The sequence below is a fragment of the Lysobacter sp. P5_B9 genome, assembly GCF_054049835.1.
This window is the reverse complement of the sequence record NZ_JBFULP010000008.1, coordinates 61,202-76,587: the sequence shown is the minus strand read 5'-3', so window position 1 is coordinate 76,587 and position 15,386 is coordinate 61,202. Positions and strand designations below refer to the sequence as shown.

The following is a 15,386-nucleotide window of genomic DNA, read 5'->3' as shown; positions in this document are numbered from 1 at the left end:
TATCACTTTGATATCAGGTCAACAGGGATCCGACGGGCGGTACAGGCCCAGGGAGTCGGGGCGCCGGAGCCGCTAGGGTTCCAGCCGGTACAGCGGCGCGGGAATGAATTCGCCGGTGACATAGATCGCCTTGCCATCAGCCGACCAACCCATGGCCTCGGCCTGCGGCAGCCACGGCAGCGCGCTGACCTTGGGTATTGCGGCGACGGCCTGTGCCCACGACTGGCCATCGCGGCGCGGATACAGCAGCAGGTCGCGGTAGGTCATCACGGCGAGGGTGCGGTCGTCCGGCGAGATGTCGGCGGCGGTGACCTGGTTCATGATCCGCGCCTGCTTGGGATTGCTGCGCAGTTCGGCGGCGCTGGGCTGCGGCACCCCCGCGAGCGTGCCGATCAATTGCGCCGTCTGCACGCCGCTTTGCGGTCGCAGCGGCAGGACGAAGACCTCGGGCGGTTGTCGCTTCTTCGAGATCAGCAGGATCTGGCGGGCGCGTTCGTCGACGGCGACGGCCTCGCAGTCGCGCGCGCCGTCGGGCCAGCGGAAGGCAATCGACCACGCGGGCTTGAGACGCGCATTTTCCAGCCTGGCCGGCTCTTCGATCACATGCAGTTGCAGCGTGCGGCGCAGGCCGCCGTTGTCGCCCGTGTCGGAGATGAGCAGATAGTCGCGGCCCTCGAGGCGGAAGGCCGCCATGTCTTCCCAATCGGTCTTGGTGATGCCTTCGATGCGCAATGTGGCGAGGCGATCGCCATCGGTGTTGACCGCGAACAGGCGGGCCGGATTGCCGCCGTCGTCGTGCAGCCACAGCACGTTGCGATGGCGCCGCGATGCGGCGAGGCCGCTGATCTCGGCCAGCTGCGAATCCAGCAGCACGCCGGAGAGCGAGCCGCCGCGCGCTTCGTCCGCCTTGCCCGCATCGCGCGAGCAGCCCGCTGCAGCGAGCAGGACGAAGGCGAGCAGCAGGGAAAGGCCGGTACGCGACATGGCTGAAGCATCGCACGCGTCCCGCGATCCGGCCACGGCAATGGGTGCCGGTAAACTACCCGCCCCACTTGCCACGCGCCTTCGACCGCCATGACACAGCTTGGTACGCCGCTATCCCCGCACGCCTTCCGCGTGCTCCTGCTCGGATCGGGCGAACTCGGCAAGGAAGTGGCGATCGAGCTGCAGCGCTTCGGCGTGGAAGTCATCGCCGCCGACCGCTACGCCAACGCACCGGCGATGCAGGTCGCGCACCGCAGCCACGTGCTCGACATGCTCGACGGCGCCGCCATCCGCGCCTTGATCGCGCAGGAGCGGCCCCACCTGATCGTGCCGGAGATCGAGGCGATCCATACGCAGACGCTGGTGGAACTGGAACGGGAGTTCGCCGAGCACGGCACCGGCACGCGCGTGATCCCGACCGCGCGCGCGGCCCGGTTGACCATGGACCGCGAGGGCATCCGCCGGCTGGCGGCGGAAACGCTGGGCCTGCCGACGTCGCCCTACCGCTTCGTCGACACGCTCGCGGACTACCGTGAGGCGGTCCGGGCCATCGGCCTGCCGTGCGTGGTGAAGCCGGTCATGTCGTCCTCGGGCAAGGGCCAATCGCTGGTGCGCACCGACGCCGACATCGATGCCGCGTGGGATTACGCGCAGACCGGAGGCCGCGCCGGTGCGGGCCGCGTCATCGTCGAAGGCTTCGTCCACTTCGACTACGAGATCACCCTGTTGACCGTGCGCCACCGCGACGGCACCAGCTTCTGCGAGCCGATCGGCCACCTGCAGCGCGACGGTGACTACCGCGAGAGCTGGCAACCGCAGCCGATGTCGGCACGGGCGCTGGAGCGCGCGCAGCAGATCGCGAAGTCGATCACCGATGACCTCGGCGGCTGGGGCGTGTTCGGCGTGGAGCTGTTCGTGCAGGGCGACGAAGTGTGGTTCAGCGAGGTGTCGCCGCGTCCGCATGACACCGGCCTGGTGACCCTGGTGTCGCAGGACCTGAGCGAGTTCGCGCTGCATGCGCGGGCGATCCTGGGGCTGCCCATCCCGGTCATCCGTCCGCAGGGCGCGTCGGCCTCGTGCGCGGTGCTGGCGCAGGGGCATGGCGTGCCAGTGTTCGCCGGCGTGGATACCGCCCTGGCGCAGGCCGACACGCAGTTGCGCCTGTTCGGCAAGCCGCGCGTGGAAGGCCATCGCCGTGTCGCGGTTACGTTGGCATTGGCGGATGATGTCGAACAGGCGCGCCAGCGCGCGCGTGATGCCGCCGCGGCGCTCACGATCGAATTGGGTTGAACGGAGCAGATGCCATGAACGATCCGCAAGGCTACTTTGTCTTCTTCCATGCCCAGGCGCTCGAGGCGCTGGGGGCGCCGATCCAGCCATACCTGCTGGGCGAAGGCGAGAACAAGCACATCCTCTGCCGCGAGGTCGACACCGGCGGTGCGCTGATCGAGATGACGCTCAGCGGACAGGCGCAGGACGGCCGGACGGTGCAGATCGAACTGATGGTGCCGAGCGCGATGGTGCGCATGATCGTGTCGGCGCATGGCGATGAGCAGTTTGGCTTCCAGCCGCGCTTCGTGGCGGCGCCAACCCACGCATCGCCGGCCATGGGCCCGGCGGCTGCCGCGCCGGCGCCGGCGCCGGCTTCTACCAGCACGCCGACTGGCACGTCGACCGACACTCCGACCCAAGCGCCGCCCAAGCCCTGACGCGCGTCCCTACAGCGCGCAGCCGTACCGGGTGAACTCTTCGCGCGCGACCTCGTGCGTGATGCCGCAGGCCTGCGGCAGGGTCGAGCGGTGCTGCGGGTCGGCCGCGGCTTCCTTCCACGTGGTGAACATCTGGTGCGCTTCGGCAGTCAAGGCGGCGCGCTTGTCGGCAGGCACCTTTTCCCGGATGCAGGTGTTGACCCGGGCGAGGTAGTCGTCGCACTGGATGATGCCGATGACGCTGTCGGCGGGACTGGACGCATCCTTGGACTCCGCCGGCGAGCATGCGGCGACCACGAGGCACAGCAGGGCAACCGACGGGTGCAACGTCTGGATCTTCATGAAGGCGGCTCGCAGTAGGGCTGCGATGCGCAGCCGATGACCGCGTACTTCAGGGCGCGCGTGTTACGGGATCATTAAAGAAAGATGGCAACGCCTAGCGCGTCTCGAAATCGAGTTCGCGCCACTCGCGTCCGTCGAAGCCTTCGATGGGGCGGAAACGGCGCTTGTAATCCATCTTGCGATGGCCGTGGATCCAGTAGCCCAGGTACAGGTGCGTGCGCCCGGTGCTGCGTGCCCATTCGATCTGCTTGAGGATCGACAGGGTGCCCAGGCTGCGATGTTCGAGACCGGGCTCGTAGAAGGTATAGACCGCTGAAATCGCCGAATCGACGACGTCGGTGACGGCGACGGCGAGCAGCTGGCCGTGGCCATTGTCGGCATGCTCGCGCAGTTCGATGAAACGCCCTTCGCTCCAGCTGCCGACCAGGAACTGGTCGAATTCCAGCGCGCCATGGCCGTCCATGCCGCCGCCCGCGTGGCGCGCGGTGAGATAGCGGCGATACAGGGCGAGTTGCTCGTCGGTGCGTTCCGCGGTTCGCACGCGCATGTCCACGTTGGCGTTGCGGGCGAGGCAACGGCGCTGGCTGCGATCGGGGTGGAACCGCGCCACCGGAATGCGCACGGCCACGCAGGCACGGCATTGCGCGCAGTGCGGGCGGTAGACGATGTCGCCGGAGCGGCGGAATCCCCAGCCCAGCGCCAACGGGTACCACTGCTGCATGCGCGGATCGCGCGGATCGAATACGAGGTCGCGCGCGACCCGTTCCGGCCAGTAGCCACACGCATGCTCGGTGGTCTGGAACAGGCGGAAATCGTCTGCGTGCTGGCCGGGGTCGGTGCCCATGGCGGCAGCATAGCGCCGCCGCGCCGGGGTGGCGCGGGCGTGGCGTGAAGTCAGGCTGCCGGGGGCGGGAGGCCCCGGCATCGTCACAGGAAGCGGTCCCGCGGTTAACCGCCCGTGCCGTAGGACGCGACGTGGCGCAACACTTTCGTAACCTGCCAGGCACCGCCGACGCGCTTCACCTCCAGCGTCTTGTAATGCGCGTACTGGCCGTGATGGAAGGATTCGAATTCGACCGTGCCGGCGCCCGGGCCGGTCGGCTTGAACGAGCGCACCGTCACCAGCAGTGCCGGCTTGCCGGTTGTGGCCTGGTAGCTGCCGCGGTCGGGATCGAATTCCCGCACGCACTGCGAMATCGGCACGACCTCGTTGGTCGGCTGCTTCATCGCGGCGATGACCGCACCGGAGGCGTCGGCATCATCGATGGCCAGGCACAGCACCATTCTTTCCTTCGCCACTTCCTTCGCGAATACGGCCAGTGCCAGCGACTCGGGCGTGCCACCTGCACGCGCGGCCTTGTCGGACACGACCGGAGCGGCGGGCGCAACCACCTGCCTGGGTGCATAGCAGCCGCGCAGCATCGCCAGCACGATGATCACTGCCATGCCCGCAAGCAGGACCATCTTGAAGCGGAACATGCGCTTCTGCGCCGGCGACTTCTGCACGACGGTTTCGTCGTGGCGGAAACTCAATGGCTGGAAGCTGTCGGTGGGGCGCGTGGATTCGAGTAGGCCGTTTTCGCGCAGGACGTCGCGCGCGCGGATGTGGTCCTCCGAATGCACCGTCCACACCGCCGGCTCCACCGCCGACTGGTCGCTGTAGCTGGCGCGGCTGCGCATCTTGCCCTTGTAGGAGCGGCCGTCGGTGATGCGCACCTCGATGCCGGCGTCGCGCAGCAACTGGGCGACGGCTTCGACGTTCTCGAGGCGAAGACTGCTGAATACCTTGCGCATTGCTTACTTCGCCTTTCCGTCTTGCGTGACATTGCCTTGCTTGCCCGCATTCGCCTCGACAACGCGGATGAGGCCTTCCTGCGCGGTGCTTGCGACGAGCCGTCCCTGGCGGTCGTAGATCATGCCGCGCGCCAGTCCCCGCGAGGACTGCGCGCTCGGGCTGTCGATCGAATACAGCAACCAGTCGTCCGCGCGGAACGGACGGTGGAACCACATCGCATGGTCGAGCGATGCCATCTGCACGTTCGGCTGGTAGTAGCTGATGCCATGCGGGAAGGTCGCCGTGCCGAGCAGGTGGAAGTCGGAGCAATAGGCGAGCAGGGCGCGATGCAGTTCCGGGGCATCGCCGACCTTTTCGGACAGCCGGAACCACACATGCTGGTACGGCGGGCGCTTGGGCGGATTGAGTTCGTCGCGCGGATATACGTGGCGGAATTCGAACGGCCCCTGCCGCGTCACCCAGCGTTGCACCTTGGTGGGCAGCGTGGCGAGGATTTCCGGCGCGAGCGCAGGCGCGGGTTCGATGTCCTCGGGCTTGGGCACCTCGGGCATCGACAGCTGGTGCTCGGCGCTGTGCTCATCCTTCTGGAACGAGGCGGCGAGGAACAGGATCGGCTGGCCATGCTGGATCGCGGTGACGCGCCGCACCGAGAAGCTGCCACCGTCGCGCGTGCGGTCGACGACGTAGACGATCGGGGCCTCGATGTTGCCCGCGCGCAGGAAATAGGCATGCAGCGAATGGGCGTGGCGCGCCTCGCTGGCCGAATCCATGGTCGCCTGTGCCGCCGAAAGCGCCTGGCCGAGCACCTGGCCACCGAACACGTACTTGGTGCCGATGTCGCGGCTTTGGCCACGGAACAGGTTGTCCTCCAGGCGTTCGAGCGAGAGCAGTTCGATGAGCTCGGAAACGGGGGAGGTCATGGGCGACGCCTGCGTGGGGAAGCGGAATTATATCGGTCGCCGGGGGGCGCCCGTCCGAGCCACTAGGGCAGCAGGCGCTGCAATTGCACCGAATCGAGCACGCGGGGCCAGGGAAACAGCGGGCCCGGATCGCGTTTGCGCGTCACCTGCACCGAGGGGTCGTCGGATGCGGCCGTGGTGGTCGTGTCGAGGTCTTCGTGGCCGGCGATCTGCGTGAGCGACGGTACGTCCTGCTGCAGTTTCCGTAGTAGCGCGATCAGCGCGGCGACCTGGACTTCGGTGTAGGCCTCGCCCATGCCCTGGTGCCGCGAATCGTGCCAGTCCGGATAGCGCCCGGTATTCACCAGCTCGATGCCGATCGCGCGCGCGTTGTAGCCGCGCACGTGGTGGGCAATGCGTTGCAGCGGCACGTACTGGTAAACGGTGCCGTCGCGATCGATGTAGTAATGGCCGCTGTTGCCGGTGCCCGAGGCGTAATGCACGCGCTCGCCGAACTGGCGCGCCATCGCCATGTCGGGCAGCTCGGTGCAGTGGATCACCACCAGGTCGATCTGTCCGAGGGGACGTTCATCCAGACGGGCTTCGTAGGGCAGCAGGTCGACGGTGATTGGCGGAAGCGGCAGGTCGGGCAACATGCCGCGGATGCTAGCATTCGCCTCCGTTCCTCTCGTTCTGGCCTGGGCCGGCCCGCCATGACCCTGCCACCCGCCGATTCCGAGCTGGGCAAGCTGATGGCCACGCTGCCGCGCCCCGGTCGCGTGGAGTGGATAGGGCTGCGTCCCGCGCGTGCGCAGGCCATGCGCGAGATGACGGAAGCCGAAGCCGTGGCCGGCAAGGGTCTTGTCGGCGACCGTTACGCAAGCGACAGCGGCAAGCGTGGGGTCACCCTGATCCAGGCCGAACACCTGCCGGTGATCGCCGCGCTCTCGGGGCACGCCAGCGTGCTGCCGGCGCTGCTGCGGCGAAACGTCGTGGTCTCGGGCCTGCCGCTGATCGCGCTGAAAGGCCGCCGCTTCCGCATCGGGGCGGTCGTGCTGGAAGGCACGGACGAGTGCGATCCATGTTCGAACATGGAAAAGGCGCTCGGCCCGGGCGGGTTCAACGCGATGCGCAGCCATGGTGGCCTGTGCGCGCGGATCATCGAGGGCGGCGTGTTCCGCCTCGGCGATGCGGTGGTCGCGCTGACCTGACGCGCCGCCGCGTCATTTACTCCTGCATGCGCACCCGCGCATGCCAGACCCAATCGCAACGGAACGACATGCCCGGACACTGCATCCTCTGCCACGGCTTCGAAAGCGGTCCCGACGCGACCAAGGTCACGGCGCTGGCCGACGTCGCGCAGCGGCTGGGTTGGACTTCCCAACGTCCCGATTTCACAGACCTCGATGCGAAGCGCGACGTGAGCGACCTTGGCGACGTGTCCGCGCGCGTGGAGCGCCTGCTCGGCATCGCGCGCGAAGCCGCGGCGCATGGGCCGCTGGTCCTGGCGGGTTCGAGCCTGGGCGCGTGGATCGCCGGCAAGGCGTCGATGCAGGTCGCGGTGAAGGGCCTGTTCCTGATGGCGCCACCGATCACCCTGGATGCGGCGCATCCGATCGAGGCCGCGCGCATACCGACCAGCATCATCCACGGCTGGGACGACGAGCTGATTCCCGCCGGACAGGTCGTCGCATGGGCACATGAACGCCGCGCCCGCCTGCTGATGGTCGACGACAGCCATCGCCTTTCGGCGCATGTCGATGCCAGCGCGAGCGCGTTCGGCCAGTTCCTGGAGTCGCTGTGAAATTCTTCGCCAGTTGCGGCAAGGGCCTCGAATACCTGCTCGCCGACGAGTTGATCGCGCTGGGCTGCGCGCGCGCGACCGCGACCATGGCCGGCGTCAACGTGGAAGGTTCGCTCCTCGACGCGCAGCGCGCCGTGCTGTGGTCGCGGCTGGCGAGCCGCGTGCTGTGGCCGCTCGTGGAATTCGACTGCCCCGACGAGCACGCTTTGTACCAGGGCGTGAGCCAGCTCGACTGGCCGCAGCACCTCGCCGGTGGCGACACCCTCGCGGTCGATGCGCATGTGTCGGGCGAGGGCATCACCCACGCGCGTTACGCCGCGCAGCGGGTAAAGGACGCGGTCGTCGACGTGATGCGTGCGCGCACCGGTGCGCGTCCGGACGTCGACGTGGAAGCGCCGGACCTGCGCCTCAACCTGGTCGTGCGCAAGGGCAGGGCGGTGTTGTCGGTCGACCTCGGCGGCGGTCCGCTGCATCGTCGCGGCTGGCGCCGCATGCAGGGCGAAGCTCCGCTGAAGGAAAACCTCGCCGCCGCGGTACTGCTGCGCGGCGGCTGGCCGCGTGTGTATGCCGAGGGCGGCGCGCTGCTCGATCCGATGTGCGGCAGCGGCACCCTGGTGATCGAGGCTGCGCTCATGGCGGCCGATGTCGCCCCGGGCCTGCAGCGCGAGGGCGGCTTCCGGCCCACGCGCTGGCGCGGTTTCGACGCCGAGGCGTGGAAGCAGTTGCTCGATGACGCGCAGGCACGCGAGGCCAGGGGGCGCGACGCCCTGCGGCCGGTGTTCCAGGGCAGCGACCTCGATCCGCATGCGATCCGCTCCGCGCGCGAGAACGCGCTGGTGGCAGGCGTGGCTGAGGCGGTCGCATGGAAGGTGGAGGACATCCGCCAGCTGGCTGCCGCAGGCGATCCGGGGCAATTGGCGCGCGAGGAATCCGCGCGCGAGCAATCGGCGCGCGGCCTGGTTGCCTGCAATCCGCCCTACGATGCGCGCCTGGCCGCCGATCCGGCGCTCTATCGCGCATTGGGCGACGCCTTGAAGCGTGGCGTGCCGCAGTGGCGCGCGAGCCTGCTGTGCGGCGACGCCGACCTGGCCTTCGCCACCGGCCTGCGCGCATCGAAGAAGTACCAGCTCTTCAACGGCGCGATCGAGTGCACGCTGATCGTCGCCGACCCCGTCGCGCCGCCGCAGCGCGAACGCAGTTTCGAGCCGCAGGCGTTGTCGGACGGCGCGCAGATGGTCGCCAACCGCCTGCGCAAGAACCTGCGCAAGCTCAAGTCCTGGCGCGAGCGCGAAGGCGTGCACTGCTTCCGCGCCTACGACGCCGACCTCCCCGAATACGCGGCGGCGATCGACGTTTACGAAACCGACGAGCCCGTCGGGGTTGGAAGCGGACCCCGGACATTCCTGCACGTGCAGGAGTACGCAGCGCCGGCGGACATTCCGCAGGACGTGCAGCGTCGCCGCCTCAACGAGGCATTGGCGGCCGCGCGCGAGGTGTTCGCCGTGCCCCGCGACCAGATCGCGTTGAAGACCCGCTCGCGCGGCAAGGGCGGCAGCAAGTACGGGCAGTTCGACACCCGCGGCGAATTCATCGTCGTGCGCGAAGGTGATGCACGCCTGCGCGTGAACCTGTTCGACTACCTCGACACCGGCCTCTTCCTCGACCATCGCCCGATGCGCCTGCGCATCGCCGACGAGGCGCAGGATGCGCGCTTCCTCAACCTCTTCGGCTACACCGGCGCGGCCACCGTGCATGCCGCGCTGGGACGCGCGCGGCAGACCACCACCGTCGATCTGTCCGCGACCTACCTGCAATGGTGCGCGGACAACCTCAAGGAAAACGGCATTGGCGGCGCGAAGCACCGGCTGGTGCAGGCCGACGTGATGGAATGGCTCGAACACGACGAAGGCGAATACGACCTGGTCTTCTGCGACCCGCCCACCTTCTCCAACTCCAAGCGCGCCGATGATTTCGACGTGCAGGCGGCGCACGTGGAACTGCTGCGCGCGGCCGTGGCGCGCTTGTCGCGCGAGGGTGTGCTGTACTTCTCCAACAACTTCCGCCGCTTCCGCCTGGACGAAGCGGCGGTTGCACAATTCGCACGCTGCATCGAGATCAGTCGCGATACCATCCCGGCCGATTTCGAGCGCGATGCCCGCATCCACCGTTGCTGGCAGTTGCGGCGCCTGTGAGACCATGAAACGACCACGCCACGGATTCTTCACCTTTTTCTGGCAATGGCTGAAGAATCCATTGCGGACCGCCGCCGTGGTGCCGTCCAGCTCCGAGCTGGCCTACGCCATGATCGCCGAGCTGCCGGAAGGCACGCGGCGCGTGATCGAGTTGGGTGGCGGCACGGGAGCGATCACGCGCGAGCTGCTCGCGGCCGGTATCCATGCGAAGCAACTTCTCGTGCTGGAACTCAACGAGGAACTGCACTCCCACCTGCACACCCGCTTTCCTGGCGTGCATATCGTGCTTGGCGATGCGCGTTCCCTGCGCGAACTCGCGCACGGCTGCGGCTTCCTCGATGACGGCCCGGCGGATGCGATCGTTTCGGGGCTGGGCCTGCTGACCATGCCGCAGCCCTTGCAGCGGGAGATCCTTTCGGCTGCGTTCGCGTGCCTGGGTGCCGACGGCGTGTTCGTGCAGTTCACCTATGGTCCGGCGGCACCGGTCGCGGAGCCGGTGGTGGACCAGTTGAAGCTCAGGGTGCACCGCGGCGATTTCGTCCTGCGCAACATGCCGCCAGCGACGGTGTACGTGTACACCCGCCACGCCACGGCCGCTGATTGACCCCATTGGCGGAACGATCCTCCGCCACGGCGTCACTGGCCGTTACCGCTGTCGGCGCCATTTTTGTGCGCAGCCAACAGGAGCGCTTTCCATGACCACTCTCACTACCGACCGCTACGCCCGCGCCGTGCGCACGCTGCGCGGCCAGGCCACGTCCGACGGCGCCGGCGTGCGCCTGACCCGCGTCATCGGCGGGCCGACGCTGCCCGACCTCGATCCGTTTCTGCTGCTGGATGAGTTCGGCACCGACCGGCCCGAGGACTACCTCGCCGGATTCCCGGAGCACCCGCATCGCGGCTTCGAGACCGTCACCTACATGCTCGACGGCCGCATGCGCCATCGCGACAACCACGGCAACGAAGGCCTGCTGACGCCCGGCAGCGTGCAATGGATGACCGCGGGCCGCGGCCTGGTGCATTCGGAAATGCCGGAACAACAGGAAGGCCGTATGCGCGGCTTCCAGTTGTGGGTGAACCTGCCGGCGAAGGACAAGATGACGCAGCCGCAGTACCAGGAATTCCCGGTCGAGCGGATCCCGGTAGTGCAGCCGGCGGCAGGGATAAGTGTGAAGGTCATTGCCGGTGCGGTTGGCGAAACCCGCGGTCCGATCGTGCAGCCCGCGACCGATCCGCTGTACCTCGATATCGCGCTGGACGCGGGAGCGAGCTGGGACTTTCCTCTGCCCGAGGGCCATAGCGCGTTCGCGTATGTCTTCGAAGGCGAAGCGACGGTTGGCGACGGTGAGGGCGCACGCAGGCTGGGTACGCACGAACTGGCGGTGCTCGGCGGCGGCGACGTGTTCAAGGTGGCGGCGGCCGGCCCGGAAACGCGACTGATCCTCGTCGCGGGCCGACCGTTGCGGGAGCCGGTGGCGCGTTACGGTCCGTTCGTGATGAACACCAAGCAGGAAGTCATGCAGGCGTTCGTGGATTTCCAGGAAGGGCGCTTCTAGGAGCGCTTCCAGGAGCGTTCCAGGAGCGTTTCCAGGAGCGTTTCTCAAACGTCCCTGAAGAGCCTCCACGTTGAACAAGCGCGAAGACAAAAACGGCCACGTCGCGAGACGTGGCCGTCGTCGTATTGGGAGCTGGGGTCAGTCGCGTTCCAGCATCCGATGCAGGTAGCCGCCGAGCAGGCCACCGAGGATCGGTGCCAGCCAGAACAGCCACAGCTGCGAGAGCGCGCCGGGGCCGGCGAACAGGGCGACGCCGGTGGAGCGCGCCGGGTTCACCGACGTGTTCGTCACCGGGATGCTGATCAGGTGGATCAGGGTCAGCGCAAGGCCGATCGCGATCGGCGCGAAGCCGGCCGGAGCGCGTGGGCTGGTGGCGCCGAGGATGACGGTCAGGAACATCGCGGTCATCACCACCTCGCACAGGAAAGCGGCGGCAACGCTGTAGCCGCCCGGCGACAGCGCCCCGTAACCGTTGCTGGCGAACGCTCCTGGGGCATTGGGATCGACCGTGAACGTCCCCGTCCCACTGGCGATCTGCATCAGGATGAAGGCGGCGAGAATGGCGCCCACAACCTGCGCGACGATATAGGGCACCAGGTCGCGCGCGGGGAAGCGGCCGCCCGCCCACAGGCCCAGGCTCACGGCCGGGTTGAAGTGGCCGCCGGAGATATGGCCCAGGGCGTAGGCGCCGGTCAGCACCGTCAGGCCGAATGCCAGCGACACGCCGAGCAGGCCGATGCCCAGTGGATTGCCGTCGCCGCCGAACTTCGCTGCAAGCACTGCGCTGCCACAACCACCCAGCACCAGCCAGAACGTGCCGACCAGCTCGGCACCCAGTCGTTTCATCATGAGCCTGCTCCGTGCCCGGTCCGGGATGGACCGGTCCGGTGCCGATGCTACGCCAGGCCGCAAAAGAAAACGGCGCCGGCAGTTTCACCCGCCAGCGCCGCCTGTTGCCCCTATTGCTGCGTCAGTTGCTGCTGAGGCGCGTCGCGTCGAACTTCAGCGACTGCGTCTGCTGCAGCACCTGGTTCAACTCTTCCGGCGACTGCGCTTGCACCCAGATGTAGGCGACGCGGCCGTCCGGCAGTGGCACCAGGGTCTCGCGCGCCTGGACGCGCGAACCCGCGATTTCGGTGCGATACCAAGTGACGTCGCGGCCATCGATGGTCACGTGCTCGGCGCGATTGCCCCCCTTGGGCTTGAATGGCGCGTCCTGCGCAATGGTCATGCCGAACGCCTCGCTGCCGTCCGCGCGCAGCGCGCGGCAGAAGTCGGAACCGGCAGCGCCGCGATGTTCCCAGGTCAATCCGGTATCGGCGGCGAGATACGGGCATGCACCCGAGTCCTGTGCCGCGGCGGCACCCGCAAGCGGCAGCAGCAGTGGCAGTAGCCAAACTGGCTTGTTCATCAGAATTTCCCCCTGGCGATCTTGCGACTTCGTTAAAGGTCTGTGAAACGGGCGACCTTGGGCCGAACATAGCGCTGTTTCAGGGGCTTGACAAATTCCGGCTTTTCACATCACTGAACGTGGCGATGGTATCCGGTGAAACCGTTTTCGGGGTGAATTGCACCTTTTAAATCAATGGCTTGCGTTTGTGTCGCCAGATGCAGTCAATGATCGGGCAGGGGGATGAACTCGGTCTCCCCGGGAATTGCGCCGAATCTGCCATCGACCCAGTCCTGCTTGGCCTGCTCGATCCGCTCCTTCGAACTGGACACGAAGTTCCACCACATGTGCCGCGGGGCATCCAGCGGTTCGCCGCCAAGCAGCATCGCCTTCAGCGGCGTCTTCGCGCGCAGGCGCGGCCGGGTGGCGGGGTCGAGCACGATCAGGTGCTGCGCGGGAATATCGACGCCATCGAGTTGCGCGTCGCCTTCGAGGATGTAGAGCGCGCGTTGCGCGTGATCGGCGTCGAGCGCGAGTTCGGCATCCGCGTCGAGATCGATGGCGACGTAGAGCGTGTCGGCATACACGCGCACCGGCGATTCCTCGCCATAGCCGCGGCCGGCGACCACGCGCAGCCAGGCACCATCACGGCGCTGCTGCGGCAGTGCCGCCGCGGCGTGGTGGAAGAAGCCCGGCTCGGCTTCCTCGTACGCGCGCGGCAGCGCGACCCAGGTCTGCAGCCCGTGCATGTTCGCGCAACGCCGGCGGAGTGCGCTCGGAATGAGCGATGCCGCGCCCCGCGGTCATCCAGTTCACATCGCCGGGCTCGATGTCCTGCACGCTGCCCAGCGTGTCGCGGTGGGTCATGCGGCYCGACCACAGGAAGGTCACGGTCGCCAGACCGATATGCGGATGCGGGCGCACGTCGACGCCACGTCCGGCTTCGAACATCGCCGGGCCCATGTGGTCAACGAACACGAAGGGGCCGACCGAACGCGCCTGCAGCGAGGGAACGGCGCGGCGTACCTGGAAACCGCCCAGGTCGTGAATGCGCGGGGCGATGATCAACGTCATGGCGCAGCCTCCACGTTGCCCGAATCCACGCGGACGGTGACGCGTGGCGCGTCGCCTTGCGCGATGTCGATGAGCCGCAGCTGCCACGCGCCGATGCGTGTCGTGCGCAGGCGTTCGGTATTCAAGGTGACCCGCGTCGCGGCGCCGTCCCGTGGCGAATACTCGAAGAGGACATCGGCGTCGCCGGCGCGGATGCATTGCACGTCGGGCGGGCAACGCGAGTCGTTGGCGATGCCGGTGTAGCCCAGTGTCGACGCGTCAGGCAGCGAAACGTGCTGGCCCACGCGCATCGTGAAGTCCTGGCCGGTGGTGATGACACCCCCACTGGCACAGCCTGACAACGCCAGTACACCCAAGGCGAGGAAACGGGACATGACAATTCCTGTCGCGGGACTTGCCGACAAGGCTAGCACCGTGGCCGCGAGACGGACGGTACGGAAGCGCAACGGTCTATTCGTCGCGGCGCGACGCCAGGCGATCGGCGAGCCGCGTCGGCTCGGGCAGGCGATAGGTGGTGACGAAGCGCATCGTCATTTCCGGTGCGCTTGGCATGGCCACGCGATGGCCCGGCGACACCGCCAGTGGCAGGCAGCCGACCTTGCTCCGCAGCAGCCAGCCGATCTGCTCGCCCTTGTCGCGCAACGTGGTGAACGCACCGCGCATGTCATGCAGGGTCGTGGAGGACTCGCCGACGAGGATCTTCTTGGCCACGCCGATCGTGGGCAGGTCAGTGGCGACACCGAAATGTGCGGCGATCCCGAGCCGCCGCGGGTGGGCGATGCCGTGCCCGTCGATGAAGCACAGGTCTGGCTCGGTGGAGAGCAGCGACAGGGCTTCCAGCAAGGCGGGCAATTCGCGGAAGCTGAGCAGGCCGGGAATGTAGGGCATGCGCGTGGGCTGCCGCACCACCTGGGTTTCCAGCGTCTGCAATGTATTCGCGTCGAGCAGGACCGCGGCCGCGCGCGTGGTGGCACCGTCATCCTCGAATCCGACATCGAAGCCGGCGATGGTGCGCAGGGGCTTGGCGAACGAATCCTTCACCCGCACTTGCTGCGCAAGCTCGTCCTGCACTGCACGCAGAGCGGCGACATCACCGGTCCATTCGGGGACGGTCATCATCAGTAGCGGTCCACCTGCATGGCGGCGCGACCCTGCGCATCGACGTGGATGGTGATGCGGCGGTCGTATTCCGCGTCGCCGATCGGCAGCACGCTGCACTGGCACAGGGCGGCGGCGATGTCCGGCACGGTATTGCTGTGGCCGACGACCAGCACCGTGCCATCGTGGTATTCGCGGCGGAGCTGCGCGGCGAAATCGCGCGCGGGGAGTTTTGCGTCGTAGGTCGTCACCGGCAGCGAATGCGCGCCTGCGGACGGCGCGGCGGTCGCCTGCGTGCGCTTGTAGGCGGTGGCGTAGACGGCGCGCAGCGGCGCCTCGCCCAGGCCTGCGGCCAGCGTTTGCGCACGTGCTTCGCCCGCGCTCGTGAGCGGTGGATCCTTGCTGCCGTCGTCGGCCTTTTCGGCATGGCGCACCAGGACGAAGGTGATGGCATCGTCGTGCGGCGACTGCGACGCGCACGCCGCGAGCAGCGTTGCAAGCAGCAGTGTGGAGGCGATTGCCCGGGGCTTGGAAAGCATTCGA

At 67.8% G+C, this 15,386-nt stretch carries 18 protein-coding genes and 1 pseudogene; 7 read left to right on the top strand and 12 right to left on the bottom strand.

Annotated features, from left to right (window positions below):
* Positions 1-72 precede the first annotated feature (72 nt).
* Positions 73-984 (bottom strand): hypothetical protein, encoded by a 912-nt coding sequence (locus ACXJJ9_RS15080; protein WP_457097948.1) that lies wholly within the window; start codon positions 982-984, stop codon positions 73-75.
* 90 nt (positions 985-1,074) lie between these two features.
* Between ACXJJ9_RS15080 and purT the strand changes: the two genes are divergently transcribed.
* Both purT and ACXJJ9_RS15070 read left to right on the top strand, forming a co-directional pair.
* Complete coding sequence (purT, locus tag ACXJJ9_RS15075) at positions 1,075-2,274, top strand: formate-dependent phosphoribosylglycinamide formyltransferase (protein ID WP_457097947.1); 1,200 nt, start codon at positions 1,075-1,077, stop codon at positions 2,272-2,274.
* A gap of 14 nt (positions 2,275-2,288) precedes the next feature.
* Positions 2,289-2,693: a hypothetical protein gene (locus tag ACXJJ9_RS15070; protein ID WP_457097946.1), complete on the top strand. Its 405-nt coding sequence runs from the start codon at positions 2,289-2,291 to the stop codon at positions 2,691-2,693.
* Positions 2,694-2,702: 9 nt separating this feature from the next.
* Here ACXJJ9_RS15070 and ACXJJ9_RS15065 read toward each other — a convergent pair whose 3' ends face one another.
* The 5 genes from ACXJJ9_RS15065 to ACXJJ9_RS15045 form a co-directional block, all read right to left on the bottom strand.
* Positions 2,703-3,035, bottom strand: a complete 333-nt coding sequence (locus ACXJJ9_RS15065; RefSeq protein WP_457097945.1) for a hypothetical protein — start codon at positions 3,033-3,035, stop codon at positions 2,703-2,705.
* Between the two features lie 94 nt (positions 3,036-3,129).
* On the bottom strand, positions 3,130-3,960 hold the full coding sequence (locus ACXJJ9_RS15060; RefSeq protein WP_457097944.1) for an arginyltransferase: 831 nt from the start codon (positions 3,958-3,960) through the stop codon (positions 3,130-3,132).
* Positions 3,961-3,983: 23 nt separating this feature from the next.
* Positions 3,984-4,829 carry a hypothetical protein gene (locus ACXJJ9_RS15055; protein ID WP_457097943.1) on the bottom strand — a complete coding sequence of 282 codons (846 nt, stop codon included), beginning with the start codon at positions 4,827-4,829 and terminating at the stop codon, positions 3,984-3,986.
* Positions 4,830-4,832: 3 nt separating this feature from the next.
* Positions 4,833-5,750: an acyl-CoA thioesterase gene (locus ACXJJ9_RS15050; RefSeq protein WP_457097942.1), complete on the bottom strand. Its 918-nt coding sequence runs from the start codon at positions 5,748-5,750 to the stop codon at positions 4,833-4,835.
* A 62-nt stretch (positions 5,751-5,812) separates the two neighbouring features.
* Entirely contained in the window at positions 5,813-6,385 is a 573-nt protein-coding gene (locus ACXJJ9_RS15045; protein WP_457097941.1) for an N-acetylmuramoyl-L-alanine amidase, read from the bottom strand.
* Positions 6,386-6,442: 57 nt separating this feature from the next.
* On the opposite strand from ACXJJ9_RS15045, the gene ACXJJ9_RS15040 reads away from it, so the two are divergent.
* From ACXJJ9_RS15040 to ACXJJ9_RS15020, 5 genes are all read left to right on the top strand, one after another.
* Complete coding sequence (locus ACXJJ9_RS15040) at positions 6,443-6,940, top strand: MOSC domain-containing protein (RefSeq protein ID WP_457097940.1); 498 nt, start codon at positions 6,443-6,445, stop codon at positions 6,938-6,940.
* A 68-nt stretch (positions 6,941-7,008) separates the two neighbouring features.
* Complete coding sequence (locus tag ACXJJ9_RS15035; protein WP_457098089.1) at positions 7,009-7,533, top strand: hypothetical protein; 525 nt, start codon at positions 7,009-7,011, stop codon at positions 7,531-7,533.
* Entirely contained in the window at positions 7,530-9,725 is a 2,196-nt protein-coding gene (gene rlmKL / locus ACXJJ9_RS15030; RefSeq protein WP_457097939.1) for a bifunctional 23S rRNA (guanine(2069)-N(7))-methyltransferase RlmK/23S rRNA (guanine(2445)-N(2))-methyltransferase RlmL, read from the top strand. Before ACXJJ9_RS15035 ends, rlmKL begins: the two co-directional genes overlap by 4 nt.
* 4 nt (positions 9,726-9,729) lie before the next feature.
* On the top strand, positions 9,730-10,329 hold the full coding sequence (locus ACXJJ9_RS15025) for a class I SAM-dependent methyltransferase (RefSeq protein ID WP_457097938.1): 600 nt from the start codon (positions 9,730-9,732) through the stop codon (positions 10,327-10,329).
* A gap of 91 nt (positions 10,330-10,420) precedes the next feature.
* On the top strand, positions 10,421-11,281 hold the full coding sequence (locus ACXJJ9_RS15020) for a pirin family protein (RefSeq protein ID WP_457097937.1): 861 nt from the start codon (positions 10,421-10,423) through the stop codon (positions 11,279-11,281).
* Positions 11,282-11,419: 138 nt separating this feature from the next.
* Here the strand turns inward: ACXJJ9_RS15020 and aqpZ are convergent, their stop codons facing one another.
* From aqpZ to ACXJJ9_RS14990, 6 genes and pseudogenes are all read right to left on the bottom strand, one after another.
* Positions 11,420-12,130 (bottom strand): aquaporin Z, encoded by a 711-nt coding sequence (gene aqpZ / locus ACXJJ9_RS15015; protein WP_457097936.1) that lies wholly within the window; start codon positions 12,128-12,130, stop codon positions 11,420-11,422.
* A 121-nt stretch (positions 12,131-12,251) separates the two neighbouring features.
* A complete protein-coding gene (locus ACXJJ9_RS15010; RefSeq protein ID WP_457097935.1) occupies positions 12,252-12,692 on the bottom strand; it encodes a hypothetical protein in 441 nt (146 codons plus the stop codon).
* A gap of 203 nt (positions 12,693-12,895) precedes the next feature.
* Positions 12,896-13,745: pseudogene (locus ACXJJ9_RS15005) on the bottom strand (pirin family protein).
* Positions 13,742-14,119 (bottom strand): hypothetical protein, encoded by a 378-nt coding sequence (locus ACXJJ9_RS15000; protein ID WP_457097934.1) that lies wholly within the window; start codon positions 14,117-14,119, stop codon positions 13,742-13,744. Before ACXJJ9_RS15000 ends, ACXJJ9_RS15005 begins: the two are co-directional and overlap by 4 nt.
* 76 nt (positions 14,120-14,195) lie before the next feature.
* On the bottom strand, positions 14,196-14,864 hold the full coding sequence (gene nfi / locus ACXJJ9_RS14995; RefSeq protein WP_457097933.1) for a deoxyribonuclease V: 669 nt from the start codon (positions 14,862-14,864) through the stop codon (positions 14,196-14,198).
* Entirely contained in the window at positions 14,864-15,382 is a 519-nt protein-coding gene (locus ACXJJ9_RS14990) for a phosphoglycerate mutase family protein (protein ID WP_457097932.1), read from the bottom strand. The genes nfi and ACXJJ9_RS14990 overlap by 1 nt, the downstream gene beginning before the upstream one ends.
* Between the last annotated feature and the right edge of the window lie 4 nt (positions 15,383-15,386).

Bases quoted from the DNA above. Each gene is read 5' to 3' on its own strand.
- ACXJJ9_RS15080 (WP_457097948.1), bottom strand. From the start codon at position 984: ATGTCGCGTACCGGCCTTTCCCTGCTGCTCGCCTTCGTCCTGCTCGCT.
- purT (WP_457097947.1), top strand. From the start codon at position 1,075: ATGACACAGCTTGGTACGCCGCTATCCCCGCACGCCTTCCGCGTGCTC.
- ACXJJ9_RS15070 (WP_457097946.1), top strand. From the start codon at position 2,289: ATGAACGATCCGCAAGGCTACTTTGTCTTCTTCCATGCCCAGGCGCTC.
- ACXJJ9_RS15065 (WP_457097945.1), bottom strand. From the start codon at position 3,035: ATGAAGATCCAGACGTTGCACCCGTCGGTTGCCCTGCTGTGCCTCGTG.
- ACXJJ9_RS15060 (WP_457097944.1), bottom strand. From the start codon at position 3,960: ATGCCGGGGCCTCCCGCCCCCGGCAGCCTGACTTCACGCCACGCCCGC.
- ACXJJ9_RS15050 (WP_457097942.1), bottom strand. From the start codon at position 5,750: ATGACCTCCCCCGTTTCCGAGCTCATCGAACTGCTCTCGCTCGAACGC.
- ACXJJ9_RS15045 (WP_457097941.1), bottom strand. From the start codon at position 6,385: ATGTTGCCCGACCTGCCGCTTCCGCCAATCACCGTCGACCTGCTGCCC.
- ACXJJ9_RS15040 (WP_457097940.1), top strand. From the start codon at position 6,443: ATGACCCTGCCACCCGCCGATTCCGAGCTGGGCAAGCTGATGGCCACG.
- ACXJJ9_RS15035 (WP_457098089.1), top strand. From the start codon at position 7,009: ATGCCCGGACACTGCATCCTCTGCCACGGCTTCGAAAGCGGTCCCGAC.
- ACXJJ9_RS15025 (WP_457097938.1), top strand. From the start codon at position 9,730: ATGAAACGACCACGCCACGGATTCTTCACCTTTTTCTGGCAATGGCTG.
- ACXJJ9_RS15020 (WP_457097937.1), top strand. From the start codon at position 10,421: ATGACCACTCTCACTACCGACCGCTACGCCCGCGCCGTGCGCACGCTG.
- aqpZ (WP_457097936.1), bottom strand. From the start codon at position 12,130: ATGATGAAACGACTGGGTGCCGAGCTGGTCGGCACGTTCTGGCTGGTG.
- ACXJJ9_RS15010 (WP_457097935.1), bottom strand. From the start codon at position 12,692: ATGAACAAGCCAGTTTGGCTACTGCCACTGCTGCTGCCGCTTGCGGGT.
- ACXJJ9_RS15000 (WP_457097934.1), bottom strand. From the start codon at position 14,119: ATGTCCCGTTTCCTCGCCTTGGGTGTACTGGCGTTGTCAGGCTGTGCC.
- nfi (WP_457097933.1), bottom strand. From the start codon at position 14,864: ATGATGACCGTCCCCGAATGGACCGGTGATGTCGCCGCTCTGCGTGCA.
- ACXJJ9_RS14990 (WP_457097932.1), bottom strand. From the start codon at position 15,382: ATGCTTTCCAAGCCCCGGGCAATCGCCTCCACACTGCTGCTTGCAACG.